The sequence below is a fragment of the Cellulomonas sp. P1_G12_2 genome, from assembly GCF_056405535.1.
On sequence record NZ_JBFUBX010000002.1, the window covers coordinates 394,829 to 416,803 of the forward strand.

General features: G+C 72.5%; 24 protein-coding genes. 14 read left to right on the plus strand and 10 right to left on the minus strand.

Annotation, left to right across the window (positions count from 1 at the left end):
* Nucleotides 1-155 precede the first annotated feature (155 nt).
* Nucleotides 156-2,198: a glycosyl hydrolase family 28-related protein gene (locus AC1DXT_RS09835; protein WP_477061172.1), complete on the plus strand. Its 2,043-nt coding sequence runs from the start codon at nucleotides 156-158 to the stop codon at nucleotides 2,196-2,198.
* A gap of 131 nt (nucleotides 2,199-2,329) precedes the next feature.
* Here the strand turns inward: AC1DXT_RS09835 and AC1DXT_RS09840 are convergent, their stop codons facing one another.
* Together AC1DXT_RS09840 and AC1DXT_RS09845 are read right to left on the minus strand one after the other, a co-directional pair.
* Nucleotides 2,330-3,607 carry an alpha-amylase family glycosyl hydrolase gene (locus AC1DXT_RS09840; protein ID WP_477061173.1) on the minus strand — a complete coding sequence of 426 codons (1,278 nt, stop codon included), beginning with the start codon at nucleotides 3,605-3,607 and terminating at the stop codon, nucleotides 2,330-2,332.
* A 49-nt stretch (nucleotides 3,608-3,656) separates the two neighbouring features.
* A complete protein-coding gene (locus AC1DXT_RS09845; RefSeq protein WP_477061174.1) occupies nucleotides 3,657-4,007 on the minus strand; it encodes an MmcQ/YjbR family DNA-binding protein in 351 nt (116 codons plus the stop codon).
* Nucleotides 4,008-4,112: 105 nt separating this feature from the next.
* Between AC1DXT_RS09845 and AC1DXT_RS09850 the strand changes: the two genes are divergently transcribed.
* Complete coding sequence (locus AC1DXT_RS09850; protein WP_477061175.1) at nucleotides 4,113-4,283, plus strand: hypothetical protein; 171 nt, start codon at nucleotides 4,113-4,115, stop codon at nucleotides 4,281-4,283.
* A gap of 158 nt (nucleotides 4,284-4,441) precedes the next feature.
* On the opposite strand, the gene AC1DXT_RS09855 is transcribed toward AC1DXT_RS09850, so the two are convergent.
* Nucleotides 4,442-6,010, minus strand: coding sequence for an HNH endonuclease signature motif containing protein (locus tag AC1DXT_RS09855; RefSeq protein WP_477061176.1), 1,569 nt, complete (start codon nucleotides 6,008-6,010; stop codon nucleotides 4,442-4,444).
* A 140-nt stretch (nucleotides 6,011-6,150) separates the two neighbouring features.
* Here AC1DXT_RS09855 and AC1DXT_RS09860 point away from each other — a divergent pair, with 140 nt between their 5' ends.
* Together AC1DXT_RS09860 and AC1DXT_RS09865 are read left to right on the plus strand one after the other, a co-directional pair.
* A complete protein-coding gene (locus tag AC1DXT_RS09860; RefSeq protein WP_477061177.1) occupies nucleotides 6,151-6,432 on the plus strand; it encodes a hypothetical protein in 282 nt (93 codons plus the stop codon).
* Between the two features lie 285 nt (nucleotides 6,433-6,717).
* Nucleotides 6,718-7,464, plus strand: a complete 747-nt coding sequence (locus tag AC1DXT_RS09865; RefSeq protein ID WP_477061178.1) for a M15 family metallopeptidase — start codon at nucleotides 6,718-6,720, stop codon at nucleotides 7,462-7,464.
* A gap of 48 nt (nucleotides 7,465-7,512) precedes the next feature.
* On the opposite strand, the gene AC1DXT_RS09870 is transcribed toward AC1DXT_RS09865, so the two are convergent.
* Both AC1DXT_RS09870 and AC1DXT_RS09875 read right to left on the minus strand, forming a co-directional pair.
* Nucleotides 7,513-7,893, minus strand: coding sequence for an iron chaperone (locus tag AC1DXT_RS09870; protein ID WP_477061179.1), 381 nt, complete (start codon nucleotides 7,891-7,893; stop codon nucleotides 7,513-7,515).
* An 8-nt stretch (nucleotides 7,894-7,901) separates the two neighbouring features.
* Nucleotides 7,902-8,291 carry a nitroreductase family deazaflavin-dependent oxidoreductase gene (locus tag AC1DXT_RS09875; protein ID WP_477061180.1) on the minus strand — a complete coding sequence of 130 codons (390 nt, stop codon included), beginning with the start codon at nucleotides 8,289-8,291 and terminating at the stop codon, nucleotides 7,902-7,904.
* Nucleotides 8,292-8,452: 161 nt separating this feature from the next.
* On the opposite strand from AC1DXT_RS09875, the gene AC1DXT_RS09880 reads away from it, so the two are divergent.
* Both AC1DXT_RS09880 and AC1DXT_RS09885 read left to right on the plus strand, forming a co-directional pair.
* Nucleotides 8,453-8,728 (plus strand): iron-sulfur cluster assembly accessory protein, encoded by a 276-nt coding sequence (locus tag AC1DXT_RS09880; protein ID WP_477061181.1) that lies wholly within the window; start codon nucleotides 8,453-8,455, stop codon nucleotides 8,726-8,728.
* Between the two features lie 231 nt (nucleotides 8,729-8,959).
* Nucleotides 8,960-10,111 (plus strand): ScyD/ScyE family protein, encoded by a 1,152-nt coding sequence (locus tag AC1DXT_RS09885; protein WP_477061182.1) that lies wholly within the window; start codon nucleotides 8,960-8,962, stop codon nucleotides 10,109-10,111.
* Between the two features lie 51 nt (nucleotides 10,112-10,162).
* Here AC1DXT_RS09885 and AC1DXT_RS09890 read toward each other — a convergent pair whose 3' ends face one another.
* Together AC1DXT_RS09890 and AC1DXT_RS09895 are read right to left on the minus strand one after the other, a co-directional pair.
* Nucleotides 10,163-10,783 (minus strand): FMN reductase, encoded by a 621-nt coding sequence (locus AC1DXT_RS09890; protein WP_477061183.1) that lies wholly within the window; start codon nucleotides 10,781-10,783, stop codon nucleotides 10,163-10,165.
* 31 nt (nucleotides 10,784-10,814) lie between these two features.
* Nucleotides 10,815-11,972: an LLM class flavin-dependent oxidoreductase gene (locus AC1DXT_RS09895; protein WP_477061184.1), complete on the minus strand. Its 1,158-nt coding sequence runs from the start codon at nucleotides 11,970-11,972 to the stop codon at nucleotides 10,815-10,817.
* Nucleotides 11,973-12,177: 205 nt separating this feature from the next.
* On the opposite strand from AC1DXT_RS09895, the gene AC1DXT_RS09900 reads away from it, so the two are divergent.
* The 8 genes from AC1DXT_RS09900 (at nucleotide 12,178) to AC1DXT_RS09935 (ending at nucleotide 20,241) form a co-directional block, all read left to right on the plus strand.
* On the plus strand, nucleotides 12,178-13,260 hold the full coding sequence (locus AC1DXT_RS09900; protein ID WP_477061185.1) for a PIG-L deacetylase family protein: 1,083 nt from the start codon (nucleotides 12,178-12,180) through the stop codon (nucleotides 13,258-13,260).
* The gene (locus AC1DXT_RS09905; protein ID WP_477061186.1) at nucleotides 13,257-14,225 is read left to right on the plus strand and encodes an ATP-grasp domain-containing protein; all 969 of its coding nucleotides are present in this window, start codon (nucleotides 13,257-13,259) and stop codon (nucleotides 14,223-14,225) included. The genes AC1DXT_RS09900 and AC1DXT_RS09905 overlap by 4 nt, the downstream gene beginning before the upstream one ends.
* Nucleotides 14,222-14,935, plus strand: coding sequence for a histidinol-phosphatase (locus AC1DXT_RS09910; protein ID WP_477061187.1), 714 nt, complete (start codon nucleotides 14,222-14,224; stop codon nucleotides 14,933-14,935). Before AC1DXT_RS09905 ends, AC1DXT_RS09910 begins: the two co-directional genes overlap by 4 nt.
* Nucleotides 14,932-16,416, plus strand: a complete 1,485-nt coding sequence (locus tag AC1DXT_RS09915) for a glycosyltransferase family 2 protein (protein ID WP_477061188.1) — start codon at nucleotides 14,932-14,934, stop codon at nucleotides 16,414-16,416. The genes AC1DXT_RS09910 and AC1DXT_RS09915 overlap by 4 nt, the downstream gene beginning before the upstream one ends.
* The gene (locus AC1DXT_RS09920; RefSeq protein WP_477061189.1) at nucleotides 16,413-16,598 is read left to right on the plus strand and encodes a hypothetical protein; all 186 of its coding nucleotides are present in this window, start codon (nucleotides 16,413-16,415) and stop codon (nucleotides 16,596-16,598) included. Before AC1DXT_RS09915 ends, AC1DXT_RS09920 begins: the two co-directional genes overlap by 4 nt.
* Nucleotides 16,595-16,945, plus strand: coding sequence for a response regulator (locus AC1DXT_RS09925; RefSeq protein ID WP_477061190.1), 351 nt, complete (start codon nucleotides 16,595-16,597; stop codon nucleotides 16,943-16,945). Before AC1DXT_RS09920 ends, AC1DXT_RS09925 begins: the two co-directional genes overlap by 4 nt.
* A gap of 7 nt (nucleotides 16,946-16,952) precedes the next feature.
* Entirely contained in the window at nucleotides 16,953-18,731 is a 1,779-nt protein-coding gene (locus tag AC1DXT_RS09930; RefSeq protein ID WP_477061191.1) for a sensor histidine kinase, read from the plus strand.
* A gap of 106 nt (nucleotides 18,732-18,837) precedes the next feature.
* Nucleotides 18,838-20,241 (plus strand): FAD-binding oxidoreductase, encoded by a 1,404-nt coding sequence (locus AC1DXT_RS09935; RefSeq protein WP_477061192.1) that lies wholly within the window; start codon nucleotides 18,838-18,840, stop codon nucleotides 20,239-20,241.
* 36 nt (nucleotides 20,242-20,277) lie between these two features.
* Here AC1DXT_RS09935 and AC1DXT_RS09940 read toward each other — a convergent pair whose 3' ends face one another.
* From AC1DXT_RS09940 to AC1DXT_RS09950, 3 genes are all read right to left on the minus strand, one after another.
* Entirely contained in the window at nucleotides 20,278-20,496 is a 219-nt protein-coding gene (locus AC1DXT_RS09940) for a hypothetical protein (protein WP_477061193.1), read from the minus strand.
* Nucleotides 20,477-21,151, minus strand: a complete 675-nt coding sequence (locus AC1DXT_RS09945; protein WP_477061194.1) for a signal peptidase I — start codon at nucleotides 21,149-21,151, stop codon at nucleotides 20,477-20,479. Before AC1DXT_RS09945 ends, AC1DXT_RS09940 begins: the two co-directional genes overlap by 20 nt.
* Before the next feature lie 65 nt (nucleotides 21,152-21,216).
* Nucleotides 21,217-21,927, minus strand: coding sequence for a hypothetical protein (locus AC1DXT_RS09950; RefSeq protein WP_477061195.1), 711 nt, complete (start codon nucleotides 21,925-21,927; stop codon nucleotides 21,217-21,219).
* Nucleotides 21,928-21,975: the final 48 nt, after the last annotated feature.

Here is a 21,975-nt window from a genome sequence, read left to right on the forward strand (position 1 = left end):
TCGCGAACTGATCTTGCGTCCAGATGCGTAAGTTCTTGCTTTGTCCGATTCGATCTTGTCTACCCGATTGTCCAGAACGTACGGTGTGTCCCGTCCACGCGGCGCGGTGCCCCCTGTCACCCCAGCGCCGTCCCGGCTGCGCAAGGAGGCGCTCCGTGAGGAACACAGTCAGCTGGTCCGGCCGTCGTCGGGCACCCCGCGTGCTCGCCGTCGCGCTGGCCGTCGCCGTCGTCGTCGGCACCGGCGGTGCGGCGTCGGCCCACGGTCGTCCGCCCGCGCCGGTGCCCACCCCGGTCACCCGGGCGGCCCTCGACCCCGCGCTGGTCAGCGGCCGGGGTGCGACCGTCCCGTTCCTCGAGCAGGAGGCCGAGAAGGCCGTCACCACCGGCACCGTGATCGGTCCCGACCGGACGGCGTACACGCTGCCCGCGGAGGCGTCGGGACGCTCGGCGGTGCAGCTCCTGCCCGGGCAGTACGTGGAGTTCACGCTGCCGAAGGCCGCCAACGCGCTCACCGTCCGCTACGCGATCCCGGACTCGGCGACCGGCGGTGGGATCACCGCCCCCCTCGACGTCACCGTCAACGGCTCCGGCAAGCGGACCGTGACCCTGACCTCGCAGTACTCGTGGCTGTACAACCAGTACCCGTTCACCAACGACCCGAACGCCGGGCTGCTGCACCCCGACTGGTGGATCACCGAGTGCGGCTGCGTGCCGGCGGCGACCACCCCCACCCCGACGATCACCACGCCGTTCCGGCCGATGCACTTCTACGACGAGCAGCGCCTGCTGCTCGGTCGCACCTACCCCGCGGGTGCGAAGGTCCGGCTGACCGCCCCGCAGGGCACGAACGCCGCCTGGACCACCATCGACCTGCTCGACTCCGAGCAGGTCGGGCTCCCGCACGTCCGGCTCAAGGCGGCGAACGTGCTGCTCTTCGGCGCCGACCCGTCCGGCCGCAAGGACTCCGCGAACGCGTTCGACAAGGCCATCGCGTTCGCGCAGAAGAAGGACCTGCACGTGTACGTGCCGCCGGGGACGTACCAGGTGAACCGGCACATCGTCGTCGACGACGTCACGATCGAGGGTGCCGGCAGCTGGTACACGATCATCCGGGGTCGCGAAGTGGCGCTGTCCACCCCGGCACCCGACGGCTCGGTCCACACCGGCGTCGGGTTCTACGGCAAGGACGCGTCCGTCGGGGGCTCGTCGAACGTCCACCTGTCCGGGTTCGCGATCCAGGGCGACGTGCGGGAGCGCATCGACACGGACCAGGTCAACGGCATCGGCGGTGCCCTGAGCGACTCCACGATCGACGGGCTCTACATCCAGCACACCAAGGTCGGCGTGTGGGTGGACGGCCCGATGGACAACCTCGTCGTGAGGAACAGCTACCTCGTCGACCAGATCGCTGACGGGCTGAACTTCCACACCGGCGTGACGAACTCCGTGGCGGCGAACAACGTCGTGCGGAACACCGGCGACGACGGCCTGGCCATGTGGGCGGAGACGACCACCAACTCGGGCAACCGGTTCGAGAACAACACGGTCCAGACGCCGACGCTCGCCAACGGGATCGCGATCTACGGCGGTCACGACACGACGCTCGTCGGCAACCTCGTCGCCGACCCGATCCGCGAGGGCAGCGGCATCCAGGTGGGTTCCCGGTTCGGCGCCGAGCCGTTCACCGGCAGCCTCTGGATCACGGACAACACGACCGTCCGGGCCGGCACCTATGAGCTCAACTGGAATATCGGGCTCGGGGCGATCTGGTTCTACGCGCTCCAGGGGAACATCGACGCGGACGTCCAGGTGGTCGGCGACCACTTCCTCGACAACACCTACAACGCGATCATGGTCGTCGCCGACTGGCCCGTGAAGGACCTCTACTCGGTCACCAACCTGCGCTTCAAGGACATCCGCGTGGACGGCACCGGCACCTCGGTGCTCAGCGCCCGGGCGGCCGGGTCGGCGACGTTCGAGAACGTGGACGCCCGCAACGTCGGTGCCGTCGGCATCAACAACTGCGGGTCGTTCAACTTCCCGCCCACCGGGTCCGAGTGGTCGTCGATCGACCTCGGCGGCAACGACGGTGGCGGGACGACCGGTCCCTGGTTCGGGTCGTGGCAGCTGCCGAACACGATCACGTGCGACGACCGTCCGCCGGTGGTGGTGCCCCCCGCGCCGTCCACCTGGTGATCCCGCCGGGGGTGCGGTGAGGGAGGGGCGGTGGGCCGGCTGGGTACCGGCGCGCCGCCCTTCCCGGCGCTACGGGGCGACGACCGCCCAGCCGTGCGGCGCGACGTCGTCCCGTGCCGCCCTTCCCGGCGTTACGGGGCGACGACCGCCCAGCCGTGCGGCGCGACGTCGTCCCGCTCGCGGCTGGCGTCGTCGCAGGCCAGGACCTCGCCGGCAGGGCGGGCGAGCGGCTCGTCGTCGAGGTTGAGCGCGACGAGCAGCGCGTCGTCCCCGTCGCGCACCTCGTACACGAAGGTCGTGTTGGTCAGAGCGACCTGGGTCGTTCGGGCGCGATGCAGCCACGGATGCCGACGACGCAGTCCGATGAGGTCCTGATGCAGGCGGAGCACCGCATCCTCCACGATTCCCGGGCCGTCGACGGCCAGCTCGGGGCGGACCGCGTCGTCTCCCTCCTCGCGCTCCTCCTTCACACCGGTGAACCCCAGCTCGTCGCCCGCGTAGACCGTCGGGGTGCCACCGACCGTGCAGAGCACCACGACCGCGTGCGCCCGGTGCCGGGGGTCCTCGATGGTGCTGGCGATACGGGTGGTGTCGTGGTTGCCGACGAACGTCTGCGGCGCGAACGACTCGAGGAACTCGTCGTGCCGCGTCAGCGACCAGGCGAGCTCCCACAGGTTGGCATCGCTGATCGAGCTCCAGATCGCCTTCCACAGCTCGTACTGCGTCACCGAGTCGACGGTCGACTCCTGCACGAACGCGGGGTAGTCGCCGTGGATGACCTCGGCGACGAACCACGCGTCCGGGTGCTCGGCCCGCACGCGGGGGAGCACCTGCGCCCAGAAGGTCGTCGGCACCGCGTAGGCCGCGTCCAGCCGCCAGCCGTCCGCGCCGCGGTCCAGCCAGTGGTTCATCACCCGGACCACGTAGTCGACGACGCTCGGGTGCGCGTGGTCCAGCGTGACCAGGGCCCCGTGGCCCTCGAACCCGACGAACGCGCCCTCGGCGTCCCGCAGGAGCCAGACCTCGTCGTCGGACCGGCCCTCGATCGCGTCCACCGACCGACGCGCGATCGCGGAGTCCCGGCCGACGTGGTTGAACACCCCGTCGAGCAGGACCTTCACACCCCGTCCGTGGGCCTCCGCGACGAGGGTGTCGAAGTCGCCGTCGTCGCCGAGACGCGGGTCGATGCGCAGGTGGTCGACCGTGTCGTAGCCGTGCGTGGTCGACGCGAACACGGGGCCGAGCAGGAGGCCGGACGCGCCGAGCGCCACCACGTGGTCGAGCCAGGAGACCAGACGGCGGAGCCGGTGCTCGTCCGGGCCGGGCGGCTCCCCGGGGTACGCGCCGACGGCGCCCAGCGGGTACACGTGCCACCAGATCGCGTGACGGACCCAGTCGGGCTCGGTCATCTGCTCCCTCGTCCCTCGTTTCTTGCGAGCCTAGGCCGTGCTCCCCGGCTCAGACCTCGTCCGGCGGGCCCAGGTGGGGGTACCGGCGCCGGAGCACGGGCGGTGCCGCCCACCACCAGGACTCCGCGAGGTGCGCCCGCAGGGTCTCGGCATCCACGACATCGAGCGCGATGAGCACGAGGTTGGTGCCCGCGTGGTGGTCGGTCGTCGAGTACAGCGACGGCACCTGCTCCACCAGGGCGAGGCGCTCCCCGTCGTCCTCCACCCGGACCGTGAGCCGGTCGGCGTCCCACATCCGCCCCATCAGGTTGCGGTGGAACCAGGCGGGCTGCCCCCAGCTCTCCCGCTCGGTGACCTCGGGCAGCGCGAGCGCCGACCGCCGGGCGTCGTCGATGTCCATCGCCCCATCCTGGCGTGGACCACCGACAGCGAGCGGCACGGTCGTCGTCCACGGAGCGGACGGGGGTGCGACGCCCGCGGGACGATCGCCGGACGGGACGTCCCCGTGACGTTCGACGAGTCCGGTGCGCCGTCGCGGGTCACCGTCGCGGAGTTGATCGCCCGGCTCGCCCAAGGAGGCTCCGAGCTCCAGGTGCAGCCGGAACGGTCGGCGGTCCCGGACCCCACCCCGTGGCGGTGGTCGGTGGATCGGGGCGGCCACACCGAGATCGAGTAGGTCGACGGGGCCGAGTTCAGTAGGTCGGTGGCCGAGGTCTCTCAGGTCGACGCGACCGAGGGTTCATCCGACCGGCGGCTCCTGCGGCCGGCTCGACTGGTGCGGTTGATCCGCGCACGCGCGGCGGGGCTCCACACTCGACAGCGGCTCAGCGCAGGTCAGAACGGTGGGTCGCCCCAGTCGCGGGGTGGTGGGGGTGGTGGGCCGTGCTCGAACGCGCTGGGGGCGACCAGGATCCGAGCGGGGTGGCGGGCGTAGGTCAGGCCGTGGCGGTCGGTCCAGGTGGAGACGCCGGTGCGACGGTCGTGGGTGACCCGCCACCAGCCCTTGGTCTTCGCCTGGTGGTGGTGCTTGCACAGGGCGTGCAGGTTGTCGATCGACGTCTGCGGGTCGTGGGCGTGCTCGGCGCCTGAGTGGGAATGGTCGTACGCGACGCGATGGTCGATCTCGCAGCGGGTGGCCGGCTGCCGGCAGCCGGGGAAGGTGCAGGTGACGTCCCGCGCCTGCACTGTCCGGGTGAGGTCGGCGCCGGGCCGGTAGGTCACGGTGCCCACGGCACAGACCTGCCCGGAGGCGTCGGTGAGCAGGCGTCGCCAGGTCGCGTCCTGGGCGAGCTCGCGGGCGACCTGGGCGGGGATCGGCCCGTAGGAGCCCAGGTTCGCCGGCTGGTCGTCCAGGCCGAGCAGGGTGCTGGCTGCGACGGTGACCTGAAGCGCGGCGCGTTGCCCGTGCCGGGTGGGAAGCGGGGCGCCGTCGGGGGTGGCCTGCCGGTCCAGGATCGTGGTGAAGACGTCGGTGAACGCGTCCGCGCGGCGCTGGTCGACGGTGCGGGTGTCGCCGTCCAGGGCGGCGTGCCCGGCGAGGGCGTCGATCGCGGTGAACGCTGCGGTCGCGTGCTCCGCGGGCAGGTAGGCGATCAGTCGGGCCATCGCGTCCGGGGCCAGGACCAGCTCCACGCTGCGCCGCGCCCGTTCGGCCACCCGGCGCTTCTCCGCGGCGGTCGGGTCGGTCGCGATCACGGTGGCGCGCAGGTGCCGGGTGAGCTGTGGAGCGGTCATGTCCCCGGCACGCGCGAGACCGTCGGCCACGACCCCGTCCACCACACCGGGCGCGGCGTGACCAGCCTCGGTCAGGATCACGTCGACCTTGCGTGCCTCGATCGCGCCTGTCGCCCAGGCGCGGCCGACGGCGGGGTGCCGCCCGGCTCCCCACGCGCGAAGGAACAGGTCCTGGGCGGCTCGGGTGGTGCACACCAGTGCGCACGCGAGCTCGTCGGGCACACGCGCCGACGCATCGGGAGTGCGGGCCTCGATCTCCCGGATCACCGCGGCCTGGCTCGCCTGCGCCATCGCGATGACCTGCTGCCAGGCCGTCGCCGCGTTGACCAGGGCGGTGTCCGAGACGTCTGCGAGCGGCAGGTCCGCAAGCAGGGCGGCGAGCTCCCCGACCGCCACGCCCGGCAGCGGAAAGCTCTCCACGCGACCCAGATCGACCACCCGTGCGCCGGGCCGGACCGCGGGCGCCGCGCCAGGCCGCGCACCGCGGGACGAGTCGCCCCACACCAGCGGGCCATGGTCGGAACCCGCCGCGGTCGAGGTGCGCGCAGACGGTGCGTCCGCCGGCAGGCCGTCGACGGCGGGTGAGTCCGCGGCGACGCGTGGCGGGGCGGCGAGAGCACCGACCGGCGTGTGGGCGAGGACGTCCACCGCGTCGAGCACCGCCGTCATCACCCTCACCCCCCGCCGCAGAGTTCACCCGATCCGGACATAGAACAACTGTACGACCCGCCACCGACATTCGTCGCTGACCTGCGCAAACGCGATAGCGGGGCCAACGAGCGATCGAGCGTTGCTCGTACACTTGTTCGATGATCCGGGAGGTCGACTGGTCGAAGTGGCAGCGCACGCCACGCGGCTGGGTGCGGGTCCCGCCGCCGGGCTGCCCCGCGGGGCACCGGTGGACCACCAGCGGCCCAGGCCGGCCGTCGGAGCGGTTCGTCACCTGCGGGTGCACGGTCGACCGGCACCACACGCTCTGGGTGTGCCCCACCTGCGGGATGCACTGTGCCGAGGGCTGCACGGACCCGGACCTGTGGGCGGGTACGACGGTGTCATCGGGCATCGTCGGGAGCCGTCGCGGAGTGGTGTGACCGCCGACGAGGGAGCCGCGCCGGACGCGACGTGGACGGACCGTCGTAGCGTGAGCCGCGCCGGACGCGACGTGGACAGACCGTCGTAGCGGGAGCCGCACCGGACGCGACGTGGACAGACCGTCGTAGCGGGAGCCGCACCGGACGCGACGTGGACGGACCGTCGTAGCGGGAGCCGCACCGGACGCGACGTGGGCAGACCGTCGTAGCGGGTGGACCGACCGCGTCAAGGCCAAGGACCCGGGCCTCGACGCGGGGTGGTGTCGCCGGGCCACACTGGTCCGCATGGGGCACCGGGGGCGCACGGGGATGGTCGTGATGCTGGTCGCGCTGCTGTCAGCGTGCGCGTCGTCGCAGGCGAGCCGTGCCCCGCGGCCGACCGTCACGCCGACCGCCACCTCCACGCCGGTGACCGCACCGAGCGCCCCGGGGGCGACCGACGACCCCGTCGTCGCCCTCCCGCCGGCGTTCACGTCCGCGATCTCCCCGATCACCCCCGAGCTGGCCGCCCGCATGGAGCCGTCGTGGCGGCCGGGCTGCCCGGTGCCCCTCGAGGACCTGCGCTACGTCACGGTCACGCACCGCGGCTTCGACGGCGTCGACCGGCAGGGCGAGCTGGTGGTGCACGCCGACGCGGCGGACGACATGGTCACGGTGTTCCGGGCCCTGTTCGACGCGGGCTACCCGGTCCGGTCGATGCGGCTGGTCGACGACTTCGGCGCGAGCGACGACGACTCGATGGCGGCGGACAACACGTCGGCGTTCAACTGCCGGGCGATCACGGGCGGGTCGGAGTGGTCCGAGCACGCGTATGGCCGGGCGATCGACCTCAACCCGGTGGAGAACCCGTACGTCCGGGGATCGTCGGTGGCGCCCGACGACGGCCGCGCGTTCGCCGACCGGCCCGACAGCCCGGGGGTGATCCACGGCGGCGACGCGGTGGTCCGGGCCTTCGCGTCGGTCGGCTGGCTGTGGGGCGGCGACTGGGAGTCCCCGATCGACTACCAGCACTTCTCGTCGACGGGCCGCTGACGGCCCTCGACGGGCCGCTGACGGCGCTCGACGGGCCGCTGACGGCCCTCAGGCCGGCGACAGCCGCGCGTCGACCTCGGCCATGCGGCGCTCGGCGACCAGCCGCACGGTCTCGTCGCTGAGCGGGGACCCGGCGTCGAACTGCAGGGTGGCCCCGGACAGCTTCCCCTCGGTGAGCACCCCGGTCAGGGACCGCGCGAGCGGCGGGCTCATCAGGTGCAGGCTGCAGTGCGACTTCGCCACCGACAGGGCGACGAGTCCCGCCCCGCGGTAGCGGATCGTCGGCACCTGGTAGGAGATCACCTGCTCGGCGTCGGGGACGACGGCGAGCAGCCGGTCGCGCACCACGCGCAGCGCGGCTCCCTGCGCCGGCGGGATCGCGTCGAGGTACTCCTCGACGGTGGCGGCGGGGTATCCCTCGCGGGGCATGGCTCCTCCTACGGACGCGGGTCGGCGGCGAGGTCGACGAAGTCGTCGACCCGCATCAGGCGCAAGCCGGCGCGGATCACCCGGGGCACGAGCCGGGCTCCGGCCGCACCGTGCAGGCGATGCGGATGGGTCAGTGCCAGGACGTGACCGCGCCGGACCATGCGCGCCCCGCCGCCGTACTCGACGTTGCGCAGCCACTGGACGTCGGGACCGTAGGTGAGCGCGATGACCACACCGCGCGGCGACGAGAACGCGAAGACGGGAGTCCGGTACCGGCGCCCGCTGGAGCGTCCCACGTGGTGCAGCGTCGCGAACGGCGGCAGCCAGTCGGAGATCGTCCCCAGCAGGGGGTTGGTCACCCGGCGGTTGAACCGCGCGACCCGGAGCGGGATCGGCATGCCCTCGACCGTAGTGCGCAGAGGCGGGCGGCCGCACGGGTGCACGTGGTCTCGCCCAGCGGACGCCGAGTTGCGGGCCGCGTGCGCCCATGGGCACGGTGGAGGCGTCCGACGAGCCGCCCGCGAGGGTGGCGCCACCGGCAACCGAGAGGAGAGCCTTCGTGCTCACCCTGACCGACAGTGCCCTGTCCACCGTCCACACGCTCACCACCCAGGCCGGCCTGCCCGACGAGACGGGCGGCCTGCGCATCGCGCAGCAGGAGGCGGGCGGGTTCGAGCTGGCACTCGTCCCTGAGCCCGTCCCGGGCGACGACGTGGTGACCGACGGGTCCACCCGCGTCTACGTCGACCCCGAGGCGTCGCTCACCCTGGCCGACCAGCGTCTCGACGTGGAGCCCGCCGAGGCCGGCTCCACCTTCACCCTCAGCCCGCAGTAACCGCCACGCCCGCGCCGGGGCACGACCGGCCGGGTGCACGGAGCAGGACCACCGACGGCGGGGAGCGCCCCTCAGCTCCCCGCCGTCGGCGTGCCCGGGGCGACCTGGACAGCCGATCCACAGCGGGTTCATAGTGGATCGGCGCCCGATTCGGGCGGTTCGTCCGCATCCCACCGACAGTTCAGCCGGTTGCCGACGACGCGGGCGATGTTTTCTCGACGAGGAGGAAGCATGAGGGGGACCAGGTCCATCGCCGTCGCCGCGCTCTCCGTGGGCGGTCTGCTCGTCGCCGGCCTTCCGGCGTCCGCCGCCGACCAGGACGGCTTCGGTCATCGCGGTGCCACCGTGCAGGAGCTGGCCGGCGGCTGGCATCCCGGCCACGGGCACGGCCCGAAGCCGCCGACCGCCGGGGAGCCGACGACCGTCGCCGAGCATCTCGTGACCCCACTGACGTTCGACCTCGATCGGCGCGGCACGTTGTACGTCGGGCAGGCGTTCGCCGGCACGCTGGTCAGCATCCGGCCGGGTGAGGCGCCGCAGGAGCTGTCGCCGTCGACCGGCACCGACGTCGCCGCGGTCTCGACGCTGCTCGGTTCGGTCACGTGGGCGGAGCGGGCGGGCGACCAGTTCCAGGTCCTGTCCTCCGTGCTCAAGCGCCGCGGCCACGACGGGCAGATCCGCGTGGTCGCCGACCTGCTCGCGTACGAGCAGCAGGCCAACCCGGACGGCGAGCAGGGGTACGCGTTCACCGACCTCGACCCCGCGTGCGCCGCGACCCTCGTCCCGCCGTTCGCCCCGTACACGGGTGCCGTGGACAGCCACGCCTACGGCTCCCTGAGCCTGCCCGGTGTCACCTACGTCGCCGACGCGGGTGCCAACGCGGTGCTCAAGGTGGATCACCGCGGGCGCGTCAGCACGGTCGCCGTCCTGCCTCCGACGCCGGTCGAGGTCACCGCGGAGATCGCCGGGGCGCTCGGGCTGCCCGACTGCGTCGTCGGCCACCAGTACAACCTCGAGCCGGTGCCGACGGACGTCGAGCTGGGCCATGACGGCTGGCTCTACGTGTCGTCGCTGCCCGGCGGTCCCGAGGACGGCAGCCTGGGCCCGCTCGGAGCGGTGTACCGGGTGAACCCGTGGACCGGCGCGGTGAAGCCGTTCGCCACCGGCTTCTCCGGCGCGACCAACCTGGCGATCGGCTCGGACGGCACCGTCTACGTCGCCGAGCTGTACGTCAACCAGGTCTCCTCGGTGAGCAGGCGCGGGGTGGTGACGCCTCTCGTGTCGCTGAACCAGCCGGCCGGGCTCGACTGGTCGAACGGGAAGCTGTACGTGTCCACCGACGTGTTCGGCGACGGCAAGATCGTGTCGCTGCGCGTGAAGTGAGCACGACGACGGGCCCGACGCGTGTGCGTCGGGCCCGTCGTCATGCTCAGATCAGGCGCCGCCGAGCAGCTGCTCGAACGACGGCACCGCGTCGTACAGGCCCACGGGCGCGGAGGGCTCCCGGTCGGCCACCATCTCGGCCAGCTCGCGGCCGGCGCGGCGGATGCGGTTCGGCAGGGGGTTGACGTCGTCGCCACCACCGTCGGCCCAGTCGTCGGTGGCCGCGAACACGGCCGTGCCGGCGACGTCGGCCCGCAGGTAGGCGAACAGCGGGCGCAGCGCGTACTCCAGCGCCAGCGAGTGCCGGCCGGTGCCGCCGGTCGCGCCGACGAGCACGGGCCGACCGACGAGGGCGTCCTTGTCGAGGATGTCCACGAACGACTTGAACAGCCCCGAGTAGGACGCGGAGAAGATCGGCGTGACGGCGATGACGCCGTCCGCCGCGGCGACCTTCTCGAGGACGTCCGTGAGGGCGCCGGACGCGAAGCCGGAGAGCGTCATGTTGACGATCTCGTGGGCGACGTCGCGCAGCTCCACGGTCTCGACGTGCGCGGTGATGCCGCGGGCGGCGAGCTCGGTGACGGTCGCGTCTGCCAGGCGGTCGGCCAGCAGTCGCGTCGACGAGGGCTGGGACAGCCCGGCCGAGATGACGACGATCGAGCGGTCGCTCATCGTGGTCCTTTCCAGTGCCCGAAGAAGTCGATCAGGAAGAGAGGGAGTCCTCGGCCCGCAGGCCGGTGTACTCGTCGGTCGCGGTCACCGTCTGCTCACGCACGGTACCCGCGGCCACGGCCTTCGCCACCCGCTCGGCGTGCGACGGGGGGTTGGCCGGCACGTGCGCCGGACGGGCGGACTCGGCCTCGGCGCGCAGCACCGGGACGACCTCGGTGGCGAGGATGTCGATCTGCTCGAGCACGGTCTTCAGCGGGAGACCGGCGTGGTCCATGAGGAACATCTGGCGCTGGTAGTGCCCGACCTGGTCGCGGAACTTCCCGTACCGGTCGATGACCTGCTGCGGGCTGCCCACGGTCAGCGGGGTGTCGCGCATGAAGTCCTCCATCGCCGGACCGTGCCCGTAGACGGGCGCGTTGTCGAAGTACGGCCGGAACTCCTTGACCGCGTCCTGCGAGTTCTTGTTCATGAACACCTGCCCGCCGAGCCCGACGATCGCCTGGTCGGCCTGGCCGTGCCCGTAGTGCTCGTAGCGCTGGCGGTAGAAGCTCACCATCTGCGCGGCGTGCTCGAGCGGCCAGAAGATCGCGTTGTGCAGGAAGCCGTCGCCGTAGAACGCGGCCTGCTCGGCGATCTCGGGGCTGCGGATGGAGCCGTGCCACACGAACGGCGGCACTCCGTCGAGCGGGCGGGGGGTCGACGTGAAGCCCTGCAGGGGCGTGCGGAACTTGCCCTGCCAGTCCACGACCTCCTCCTCCCAGAGGCGGCGCAGCAGCGCGTAGTTCTCGATCGCCAGCGGGATGCCCTGGCGGATGTCCTGGCCGAACCAGGGGTACACGGGGCCGGTGTTGCCGCGGCCCATCATGAGGTCCATCCGGCCGTCGGAGATGACCTGGAGCATCGCGTACTCCTCGGCCAGCCGGACCGGGTCGTTGGTCGTGATCAGCGTCGTGGCGGTCGACAGGACGATGTTCTTCGTCGTGCCCGCGAGGTAGCCGAGCATGGTGGTGGGCGACGAGGGCACGAACGGCGGGTTGTGGTGCTCGCCCGTCGCGAAGACGTCCAGACCCGCCTGGTCGGCGTGCTGGGCGATGGTGAGCATGTTGCGCACCCGCTCCGTGTCGTCCGGCGTCCGGCCGGTGGTCGGATCGGTGGTGACGTCGCCGACGGTGAAGATCCCGAACTGCATCTCGCGCCTCGCTCTGGTGAGAGTTCCATGCGTTTGCATGTACTTGCCGCTCAACAGGACCACCCCCTGTCGTATTCCCGCCTCGAAAACTGGACGCGTGTCCATGTCGGTAAGCGTGATCCGACCCACAGGGTCCCGAGGGGCCGTCCCCGGCATCCCCCTATACCGTGGGGCCGACGGGGGCGTCGACGGAGGGCTGTACGGAGTGACGAACGAGCAGATCAGGGTCCTGGTTGTCGAGGACGACGCCGACACTGCACAGTACGTCCGGACGGTGCTGGAGCGTCGCGGCGGGATGGCCGTGACCGTGGTGCACGAACCGATGTCTGCCCTGGCCGAGGTGGCCGCGCACGAGTTCGACGTGGTGCTCACCGACATCCAGATGCCGGGCATGAGCGGACTGGAGCTGCTGGTCGAGCTGCGGTCCCGGGCGGCGGGCACCCCGGTGGCCGTCATGACCGCGTTCGCCAGCGTCGACTACGCCGTCGAGGCGCTGCGCCGGGACGCGGACGAGTTCCTGGTCAAGCCCGTGGCGGCCGCGACCCTCCTCGACCGGGTCACCGCGCTCGCGGTCGAGGGGCGTGTCAAGCGCGCGGCGATGGGCAGCAACGAGGTCGTCCTGGCGGTCGGCGCCCACCCCGACGACGTGGAGATCGGTGTCGGTGCGACGCTCGCCTCGCACCGCGCGGCCGGCGACACGGTCGTCATCCTCACCCTGTCCGGCGGGGCGATCGGCGGCGACGTGCAGTCCCGCCGGCACGAGGCGCTCGCGTCGGCCGGCGTCATCGGCGCGCGGCTGTACCTGCACGACTTCGAGGACACGCGGCTGGACCCCGCGAGCGGGCTCATCACGACGATCGAGGCGCTCATCGCCGAGGTCGAGCCGAGCGTCGTCTACACGCACAGCGAGCACGACCGGCACCAGGACCACCGGGCGGTCCGGCAGGCCGTCGACGTCGCCGCCCGCCGCGTGCCGTCTCTCGCGTGCTTCCAGAGCCCGTCGTCGACGATCGACTTCCGGCCCACCCGGTTCGTGCCGGTCGACGGGTTCCTCGACGCCAAGCTGCAGATGCTCGCGGCGTTCGAGTCGCAGTCCCACCGCGACTACATGGACCCCGAGCTGGTGCGGTCCACCGCGCGGTACTGGTCCCGGTTCGGGGGCGGCCAGTACGCCGAGCCGCTGGAGATGGTGCGGGCGGCCACGATGCTGAGCAGCAAGGCGCGGGCGATCGGCGTTGCCGCTGCCCCCGCCGCCGAGAAGGTCGACGGGCACGGAGGTCACGCATGAGGGTCCTGGTCACGGGTGCAGGGGGACCCGCCGGGGTCGCGGTGATCCGCTCGCTGCAGCGTCGCGGTGACGTCGAGGTGATCGCGGCGGACATGGACCGGTGGGCCAGCGCGCTCTACCTCGTCGACGCCGGGTCGCGTCACCTGGTCCCGGCCGGTCGCGCCGCCGACTTCGTGGACGTGGTGCGCAAGCTCTGTCTCGACGAGCGCGTCGACGTGCTCTTCCCGACGGTGGACGTCGAGCTGCCCAAGCTCGCCGCCGCCCGGGACGAGCTGCTCGCCGACGGCACGATCCTCGCGTCCCCTTCGCTGAGCACGCTCGAGACCTGCCTGGACAAGCTGGCCCTCGCCGCCGCGTGCGCGCGGACCGTCCGGGTGCCCCGGACCGAGCTGATCGGCACTCCCCAGGCGGTCTCCGGCTGGGACTTCCCGGTGATCGTCAAGCCCCGCCGTGGCGCGGGCTCGCGCGGGATCCGGCTGATCGGCACGCAGGCGGAGCTCGACGCGGTGCACGACGCCGAGGAGGACCTGCTGGTCCAGGAGCTGCTGCCCGGGGACGAGTACTCCGTCGACGTCCTGGCGGGGCTCGACGGCCGCGTGATCGCCGCCGTGCCGCGCGCCCGACTGCGGGTGGACTCCGGCGTCGCGGTCGCGGGCGTCACGGTGCACGACGACGAGCTGGTCGAGACCGCCTCGGCGGTCGCGCGCGCCATCGGCCTGACCACGGTGGCGAACGTGCAGCTCAAGCGGGACGTCGAGGGCCGCCCGGCCCTGCTCGAGGTCAACCCGCGGTTCCCCGGCGCGATGCCGCTGACCATCGCGGCCGGCGTCGACATGCCGTCCCTCACGCTCGACGCGGTGCTCGGCCGGCCGGTGCCCGACCACGTCGACTTCCAGGAGATCGCGAACGTGCGCTACCTCGAGGACGTCTTCCTGCCGATCGCTGACGTCCTGCCGCCACGATGAGCGCAGGTCCTGCCACCGACGGCGACCACCACGTCCACTCCACGTTCTCCGACGACGCCGTCAGCACGCCCGCGGAGAACCTGGCCGCGGCGCAGGTCGCACGCCTGCGCGAGATCCGCATGGTCGACCACGTGCGCGTCTCCACCACGTACGTGCCCGAGTTCCTCTCGGTGGTCCGCGCCCTGCCGCGGCTGGAGGGTCTGACGGTGCTGACCGGGGTGGAGGCGAAGATCCTCGACGCGTCCGGCGCGGTGGACGCTCCGCCGGAGGTGCTCGCCGCGCTGGGCTCGCCGGGCGGCGCGGACCGGGTGCTCCTGGCCGACCACCAGGTGCCCGGACCGGACGGCCCCTGGAGCCCGCGGGCCACCCGCGAGCGGATCGACGCGGGGCTGGCCCCGGTCGACGTGGTCGAGCTGCTGGTCACCGCCACCATCCGTGCCATACACGCCGTGGGCCGCGCGCAGCTGGCGCACCCGTTCTCGATCCTGCCCAAGATCGGCCTCACCGAGGACGACGTCCCCGACGAGCTCCTGGACGCGCTGGCCGGGGCCGCGGTCGCCACGGGCACCACGGTCGAGGTCAACGAGAAGTGGCGCTGCCCGGGTCCGCGGGCGACGGACCGCTGGCGGGCGGCCGGCGTGCAGCTCGTCGCGTCCACCGACGCGCACGTCGCCTCGGACGTCGGCGTCTACAGCTGGGTGCAGGGATGACGGGTGTCGGGCAGGACGCGCTGGTCGCGATCTTCGTCGCGTTCGTGGGCATCGGCGTCATCCCCGTGCTCGCCGGGCTGTACCAGTACCTCCTGGTCCCCGTGCACGCGTTCCGCAACCACCTGACGTCGTCGGCACCGCACCTTCCGCGCGTCGTGGTCATCGTCCCCGCCTGGAACGAGGGGGCCGTGCTCGCGGCGTCCCTCGACAGGCTGATGAGCCTGGAGTACCCGCCGGACCGGCTCAAGGTGTTCGTCGTCGACGACGCGAGCACCGACGACACCCCCGACGTGGTCCGCGCCAAGGCGGCCCAGTACGACGACCGCATCGTGCACCTGCGCCGCGAGCAGGGCGGTCAGGGCAAGGCCCACACCCTCAACCACGGCATCCGGTACGCGCTGGACGACGACTGGATGCAGGCGCTGCTCATCATGGACGCGGACGTCATCTACCGCCCCGACTCCCTGCGGCGGATGGCCCGGCACCTGGCCGACGAGAACGTGGGGGCCGTGACGGCGTTCATCCGCGAGGGCAGCGGGCGGCCGGGGAGCGTCGCGCGGTTCATCGGCTACGAGTACGTGACCGCGCAGGCGGCCGCCCGGCGCGCGCAGAACGTCATGGGAGCGATGGCCTGCCTCGCGGGCGGTGCGCAGCTGCACTCGCGGGAGAACCTCGAGGCGGTCGGCGGGCAGGTGGACACCTCGACGCTGGCCGAGGACACCTACACCACGTTCCTCACGCAGCTGAACGGGCGGCGAGTGGTGTTCGAGCCGGCCGCGGTGGTGCTGGCGGAGGAGCCCGACACGGTCACCGCCCTGTGGAAGCAGCGGGTGCGCTGGGCCCGCGGGAACGTGCAGATCACCCGCACCTTCGCCCGCATCTGGTTCCGACCCTCCCGGGTGCACAACCTGGGCAACCTCGATTTCGGCATCATCTGGTTCGCCATCTACCTGCTCCCGGTGGCCATGACGCTGGCGGCGATCGGGCTGGTCGGCCTGTACTTCGTGGCGAGCGTGACGGCCACCGCGGTGTTCCAGGGCCTCTGGTGGGTGGCGGTGAGCGCCTACGTGTTCATCACGGTGACCACCCTCCTGCTCGACCGCGAGACGGCCCGCCGGTCGTGGTTCCAGGGCATCGTGTTCCCGGGTCTCGGCGCGCTCGTGGTCATGACGGCGGCCTGGTTCCCCAACCTCTGGGAGGAACGCCTCCCGGCGCTGCTCGGGCTCGAGATGACCGAGACCGGCCGCGCGCTGTGGACGCTCACGCTCTACTCCTGGTCGGTGCTCGCGATGCTCCTGGCGTGGGTGATCCGGATCCTCGAGCGCGTCCGTCCGGTGCGGTGGCTCGCTCTCCCGCTGCTCTACGTGGTGGGCTTCGGTCCGGTGCTCTGCGCGATCACGCTCGACGCGTACGTGAAGCAGTGGCGCGGCGCCGCCGCGGTGTGGGACAAGACGGAGAAGACAGGACGGGTGATGGGATGACGGGCGCGCACCGGGCGGCCGCGGGCGACGACGCCCGCTGGTGGGCGACGCTCTCGCCCGACGCCCTCGACGACGAGATCCGGTCGAACGCGCGCACGGAGCGCCGGCTGCTCCTGGTGGTCGCCCTTGTCGCCGCCGCGATCACGGTCGCCGTGCTCCTGCTGCACGAGGGCGTGCTGTGAGCGCGCGCGTGCTGGTGGTCGACGACGAGCCGGACGAGCTCGCCCTCATCGAGCGGCACCTGCGCCGGCTGGGCTACGACGTCGTGGCGACCAAGAGTGCCGAGCAGGCGCTCGCCGACGAGGACAACCTCGGGGTCGACGTCGCGATCGTCGACCTGCGCCTGCCCGGCATGGGGGGCTGGGAGCTGGTCGACGTCCTGCACGCGCGCCGCCCCGGCCTGCCGGTGATCATCACGTCGGTCCTCGACCCCGACGACTACCCGCAGGTGGAGGCGTGGCTGCCCAAGCCGTTCACCGGCGAGGGCGTTCAGGCCGCGCTGGCGCGCGCGCTGGGGACGGGACCGTGACCGGCGCATGAGCGAGATCTGGTCGACCGAGCGCACCGACCTGCTCACGACGAGCTCGCGCTTCCTGCGGCGCCTCGCCCGCCACCTCGGCCCGGACGGCGGCGTGGTCGAGCGCCAGCTGCCGTTCGTCGGGATGTTCTTCGTCGCCGTGCTCACGTTGCTGATCCCGGACGCGCGGGTGACCAGCCCGGTCGAGGTCCTGATCGCGGGGGTGCTCACCGCGGGCCAGCTCGTCGCCGCGCGGGTCCTGCCCTGGAGCCGGTGGCCCGAGGCGGCCCAGGACGTCCTGCCGGTGGTCCAGCTGCTGGCCGTGGCCCTCCTGCGGTCCGGGACCGGCGGGCCGGGCTCGCCGTACACGACGCTGGTGTTCTTCCCGGTGATCACGCTCGCGTCCGAGACGGGCCGTCGGGGGATCGTGCTGGCCACGCTGGGCGTCGCGGGGGTGGTGTTCTCGCCGGTCCTGCTCTCGAGCGTGCCCGTCACCGTGGACACGGTCATCCGGACCCTGTTCGTCACCCTCGTGGCCCTCGTGGTCGCCGTCACGGTGCACGAGATCACCGCTCGGCTCCGGGCCCGCAGCGTCGCACTGCTCTCGCTGCAGATGGACCAGGCGGTGCTGCTGGACCGCGCCCGTGCCAACGCCGTCGAGCTCGCACGCGTGGCCAACCAGCGGCGCGCGGCCCGCGACCAGCTGGTCTCCGTGATCGACTCGGCCACCGAGCAGGCCATCATCGCCACCGACGCCACCGGCATGGTCGAGGTGTTCAACGCCGGCGCGGAGCGTCTGCTCGGGTACGGGCAGGGCGAGGTCGTCGGGCGCATGCGCCTGACCGACTTCCACGACCGCGACGAGCTGGAGGCGCGCCGCGCCCTGCTGTTCTCCGACGACAGCCCGATCGACCACCCGCAGACCCTGGTCGACGCGCTCGTCGCGCCGGCGCTCGCGGGCAGGCCGGAGGTGCGGGACTGGACGTACGTCGCGCGCGACGGGGTCCGGATGACCGTCAGGCTCGCGGTCACCCGACGTGCCGAGGCGGACGGCACGGTGAGCGGCTACGTGGTCGTCGCCACGGACGTCACCTCCGAGCGCGAGGCGGCGCGGCTCCAGGACGAGTTCGTCAGCCTGGTGAGCCACGAGCTGCGCACGCCGCTCACCTCGGTCCTCGGCTATCTCGAGCTGCTCACCGACGGCACCGACCCGCTGTCCGACGAGCAGCGCGAGTACCTCACCGTGATCGAGCGCAACGCCCRGCGCCAGCTGCGCCTCGTGGGCGACCTGCTGCTCAGCGCCCAGGTGGACGCGGGCCGGTTCTCCATCTCGCCGCAGCACATCGACGCCGGTGAGATCGTGTCCGCCGCGGTGGCGGCCGCCGCCCCGGCAGCCGAGGCGGCCGGCATCGCCCTGGTGCCGTCGGTGACCTCGACGGTCCTCGACGCCGACCCGGTCCGGCTCGCGCAGGCGGTGGACAACCTGGTCTCGAACGCGATCAAGTTCACGCCCTCCGGGGGGACCGTCCGCCTCGAGGTCGGTCCGGGCGAGCGGGGCGGCGCGGTCATCGTGGTCGCGGACAGCGGCATCGGCATCCCGCCCGACGAGCTGTCCCAGCTGACCCACCGGTTCTTCCGGGCGTCGACGGCCACCCGCCGGGCGATCCCGGGCGTCGGGCTCGGGCTCTCGATCACCAAGGCCGTGGTCGACGCGCACGGCGGCTCACTGAGCATCGAGAGCACCCTCGGTGAGGGCACCAGCTTCACGATCGCGTTGCCGGCCACGCCGCCGGGCTGACGTACCGGTCCGTAACTTCGGACAACCCGGATGTATCAGGCGGCCCAGGCCGTGTCCCCTTCTGCCCGTGCGCCGAACGACGGCGCGGACAGGAAAGGGCACGATCATGACCATCCTCAGCTCGCTGATCGGTGCGGACTACCGTCCGGCCACCGCAGCAGCCGTGCAGGCGCTCGCCGACTCCGGCGTCCCTGTGCACCTGCCCGGCACCGAGGCGTACGCCGCTCTCACGGGCACCAGCAACCTCCTCAAGGCGATCCGACCCACGGCGGTCGTCGCCGCGCGGGGACCTGACGACGTCAGCCGCACGCTGCGCGCCTCGGCCGCCGCGGGCGTCCGGGTGGCGGTCCAGGGCACCGGCCACGGGGCCACCGAGACCATGCAGGACGCGATCCTCGTCAGCACCGCGGCCCTCGGCGAGGTCACCATCCACGCCGACGAGCGCTGGGCGCGCATCGGCGCGGGCGTGAAGTGGGCGGCCGTCCTCGAGGCGTGCGCGCCGTACGGGCTCGCCGGTCTGGCCGGCTCGTCACCGGACGTCGGCGTGGTCGGCTACCTGACGGGCGGTGGGCTCGGACCTGTGGCCCGCTCCCACGGGCTCGCGTCCGACACGGTGCGCGCGTTCGAGCTCGTCACCGGCGACGGCGTGTTCCGCCGCGTCACCGCGGAGAGCCACCCGGACCTGTTCTGGGGTCTGCGCGGAGGCAAGGGCGCGCTCGGCATCGTCACCGCGGTCGAGATCGACCTCGTCGACCAGGCGGAGCTGTACGCGGGCGCGCTGTGGTTCGGCGCCGCGGACGCGGCTGCGGTGATCCGCACCTGGAGCCAGTGGTGCGAGCTGCTGCCGGAGGAGGGGACCACGTCCGTCGCCGTGATGCGGCTGCCGGACATGCCGATGTTCCCGGAGCCGCTGCGCGGGACCACGTCGGTCTCGGTGCGCTTCGCCTGGACGGGTGACCCCGCGGTGGGCGAGGAGATGATCCGGGCGATCCGCTCGGTCGCCGCGCCGCTCATCGACACCGTGCAGGTCATGCCGTACTCGGCGCTCGGCGACGTGCACAGCGACCCCGTGGACCCGATGCCGCTGCACGAGCAGCACAGCCTGCTGCACTCGTTCGGGATCGACGGCGCCGACCGGCTGCTCGAGCTGGTCGGCCCGGACGCGCAGACCGCCCAGGCGATGGTCGAGGTGCGTCAGCTGGGCGGCAAGGTCCGCGACGACCGCGGCCTGCCCAGCGCGTTCCCGCACCGCGACGCGGCGTACTCGCTCTTCACGATCGGCGTGATGATCCCGGAGATCGCCCAGATGGTCACCGCGGACACCGCGCGCGTGCACGACGGGCTCGCCGCCTGGACGCGTCCGGGCGGCCTGCCCAACTTCACCGACTCGGCGGGCCAGGAGTGGATCGAGCGGGTGTTCACGCCCGACGCGGCGCGCCGGCTGCAGATGCTCTCGCTGGTGTACGACCCCGACGCCGTGCTCCTCGGGGCGCGCGGCCTGCGGCCCTGACCTCGACGGCGTCGACCCCGCACGGGGTCGACGCCGTCAGGGGACCGGCGCCGGGGTGGGCGGGACGGAGAACGTGATCGACACCTCGGTGCTGTCGGTGAACTGCGCCGACGTCGAGCCCACCAGCGGGCTCAGCAGCGCGGCCACGGCGAACGCGAGCGCGACACCGAGGCGCACGAGGCCGGCACGGTCGACGGACCAGAAGGACCGGGGGTCAGGGGCGACGTCGTCGCGCTCAGTCGAGGAGGAGCTCATCGACCCTCCTGTCCATGTGGTCCGTGCGCACCGGGCTCGCACGACGGGCGCGCCGCGCGTCGCCGATGGCGAGCAGCTCGAGCGTAGCGAGCGCGACCAGCGGCGGGACGAGCATCGCCGCGCGTCCTTGCGCGGATCCGGCCCACTGCAGCACCCAGCCCCAGCCCCTGTGCACCGCGAGCTGCACGCCGCGGATCCTGCCGATCGGGGTCGCGTTGACGTCGGGCTCGGCGTTGGCGTCCCCCTTCGTCACCACGTACGACTTGGTGAGCTGCTCCCCGGCGGCGTTCAGCTTGGGCACCATCTTGCCCGTCGCCTCGTCCTGGCGGAGGTCGGGCAGCTTGCGCAGCGCCACGATGCGGTGCGTGACCAGGTCGGTGGTGCCGATGGGCCAGAACGAGATGACCTGACCCACCTTGAGGTCCGACTCGTCGGCGATCGCGCGGAGCACCACCGCGTCACCCGCGTCGAACTTCGGTGCCATGGAGCCCGACGTCACGATGAGCAGGCGCTGGCCGTGCGCCTGGAACCACAGCGGCACCGCCAGCGAGGTGGCGTAGGCCGCCCCGCAGATGATGACCACGGTCCAGAGCGCGACGCCGAGGAGCCGGCGCCACGTGGGCTTCGGGGCACGAGTGCGCCGCCGACCGATCACGCGCGGCGCGCGTCGGTCGACGGTTGGGGCGTCTCGTTGCCCGTCCGACCAGGGGGCCATCAGGCTCAGGTGTTGTTGGCCGTCTGCTCGGCGTTGAAGAGCAGGGTGAGCTCGACGCCGGAGTCCTGGTACTCGTTGCCGGCGGACGAGGGGAAGTCGACCCGCGCGCAGAGCCACTCGCTCGGCTTGCCCGCGTTGAGCACCCGGTCGCCGGTCTGGGACAGCTGAGCGGGGTCGCCCACCAGGATCGTGGTCGTCGCGGGCCACGGGGTGATCGTCCCGGGCAGGTTGAGCGGTGTGCCCGCCGTGTTGGTGGCGTTGCAGTCGGCGGCCGCGGCGACCGGGAACATCCGCAGCTCGAGGACGTTCGCCAGGTTGGCACCCGTCGCCACCGCCGTCGTGCCGTCGGTGCCCTCGACGGCGGGGCTCCCGGCGGGTCCGGCAGTCGGGACCGCGCTGTACGAGATCGCGTACCGGAGCTCCAGGGAACCCGTGCTGGAGACCAGCAGCGGTGCGAAGGTCGTCGCTCCGGGGTTCAGGTTCTGCGGCGCGAACGCGAAGGCGGTCGTCGAGCCGACGACCAGGTCCACGGTGCCGCTCTGGATCTCGGCCGACACGGTGTCGTTGTCGGTGAAGATGGCGGACGTCGTCAGCGTCGTGGCACCCACCGCAGCGAGACCGACGATCGCCACGGTGGTCCAGAGACGCCGACGGCGCGGTGCGTCGTGGTGCACCGGGGCGGGGTCGATCATCTCCTGGAGCAGGTCGTCCATCATGCGGGAACCCCCCTTGGGGCGAGAGTCGAGACTGTTGTATCGGCACCT

What these genes read in the sequence shown, in the direction of transcription:
- AC1DXT_RS09840 (WP_477061173.1), bottom strand. Translation starts at nt 3,607, where the DNA reads ATGACCGAGCCCGACTGGGTCCGTCACGCGATCTGGTGGCACGTGTAC.
- AC1DXT_RS09845 (WP_477061174.1), bottom strand. Translation starts at nt 4,007, where the DNA reads ATGGACATCGACGACGCCCGGCGGTCGGCGCTCGCGCTGCCCGAGGTC.
- AC1DXT_RS09855 (WP_477061176.1), bottom strand. Translation starts at nt 6,010, where the DNA reads ATGACGGCGGTGCTCGACGCGGTGGACGTCCTCGCCCACACGCCGGTC.
- AC1DXT_RS09860 (WP_477061177.1), top strand. Translation starts at nt 6,151, where the DNA reads ATGATCCGGGAGGTCGACTGGTCGAAGTGGCAGCGCACGCCACGCGGC.
- AC1DXT_RS09865 (WP_477061178.1), top strand. Translation starts at nt 6,718, where the DNA reads ATGGGGCACCGGGGGCGCACGGGGATGGTCGTGATGCTGGTCGCGCTG.
- AC1DXT_RS09870 (WP_477061179.1), bottom strand. Translation starts at nt 7,893, where the DNA reads ATGCCCCGCGAGGGATACCCCGCCGCCACCGTCGAGGAGTACCTCGAC.
- AC1DXT_RS09875 (WP_477061180.1), bottom strand. Translation starts at nt 8,291, where the DNA reads ATGCCGATCCCGCTCCGGGTCGCGCGGTTCAACCGCCGGGTGACCAAC.
- AC1DXT_RS09885 (WP_477061182.1), top strand. Translation starts at nt 8,960, where the DNA reads ATGAGGGGGACCAGGTCCATCGCCGTCGCCGCGCTCTCCGTGGGCGGT.
- AC1DXT_RS09890 (WP_477061183.1), bottom strand. Translation starts at nt 10,783, where the DNA reads ATGAGCGACCGCTCGATCGTCGTCATCTCGGCCGGGCTGTCCCAGCCC.
- AC1DXT_RS09895 (WP_477061184.1), bottom strand. Translation starts at nt 11,972, where the DNA reads ATGCAGTTCGGGATCTTCACCGTCGGCGACGTCACCACCGATCCGACC.
- AC1DXT_RS09905 (WP_477061186.1), top strand. Translation starts at nt 13,257, where the DNA reads ATGAGGGTCCTGGTCACGGGTGCAGGGGGACCCGCCGGGGTCGCGGTG.
- AC1DXT_RS09910 (WP_477061187.1), top strand. Translation starts at nt 14,222, where the DNA reads ATGAGCGCAGGTCCTGCCACCGACGGCGACCACCACGTCCACTCCACG.
- AC1DXT_RS09915 (WP_477061188.1), top strand. Translation starts at nt 14,932, where the DNA reads ATGACGGGTGTCGGGCAGGACGCGCTGGTCGCGATCTTCGTCGCGTTC.
- AC1DXT_RS09920 (WP_477061189.1), top strand. Translation starts at nt 16,413, where the DNA reads ATGACGGGCGCGCACCGGGCGGCCGCGGGCGACGACGCCCGCTGGTGG.
- AC1DXT_RS09935 (WP_477061192.1), top strand. Translation starts at nt 18,838, where the DNA reads ATGACCATCCTCAGCTCGCTGATCGGTGCGGACTACCGTCCGGCCACC.
- AC1DXT_RS09940 (WP_477061193.1), bottom strand. Translation starts at nt 20,496, where the DNA reads ATGAGCTCCTCCTCGACTGAGCGCGACGACGTCGCCCCTGACCCCCGG.
- AC1DXT_RS09950 (WP_477061195.1), bottom strand. Translation starts at nt 21,927, where the DNA reads ATGATGGACGACCTGCTCCAGGAGATGATCGACCCCGCCCCGGTGCAC.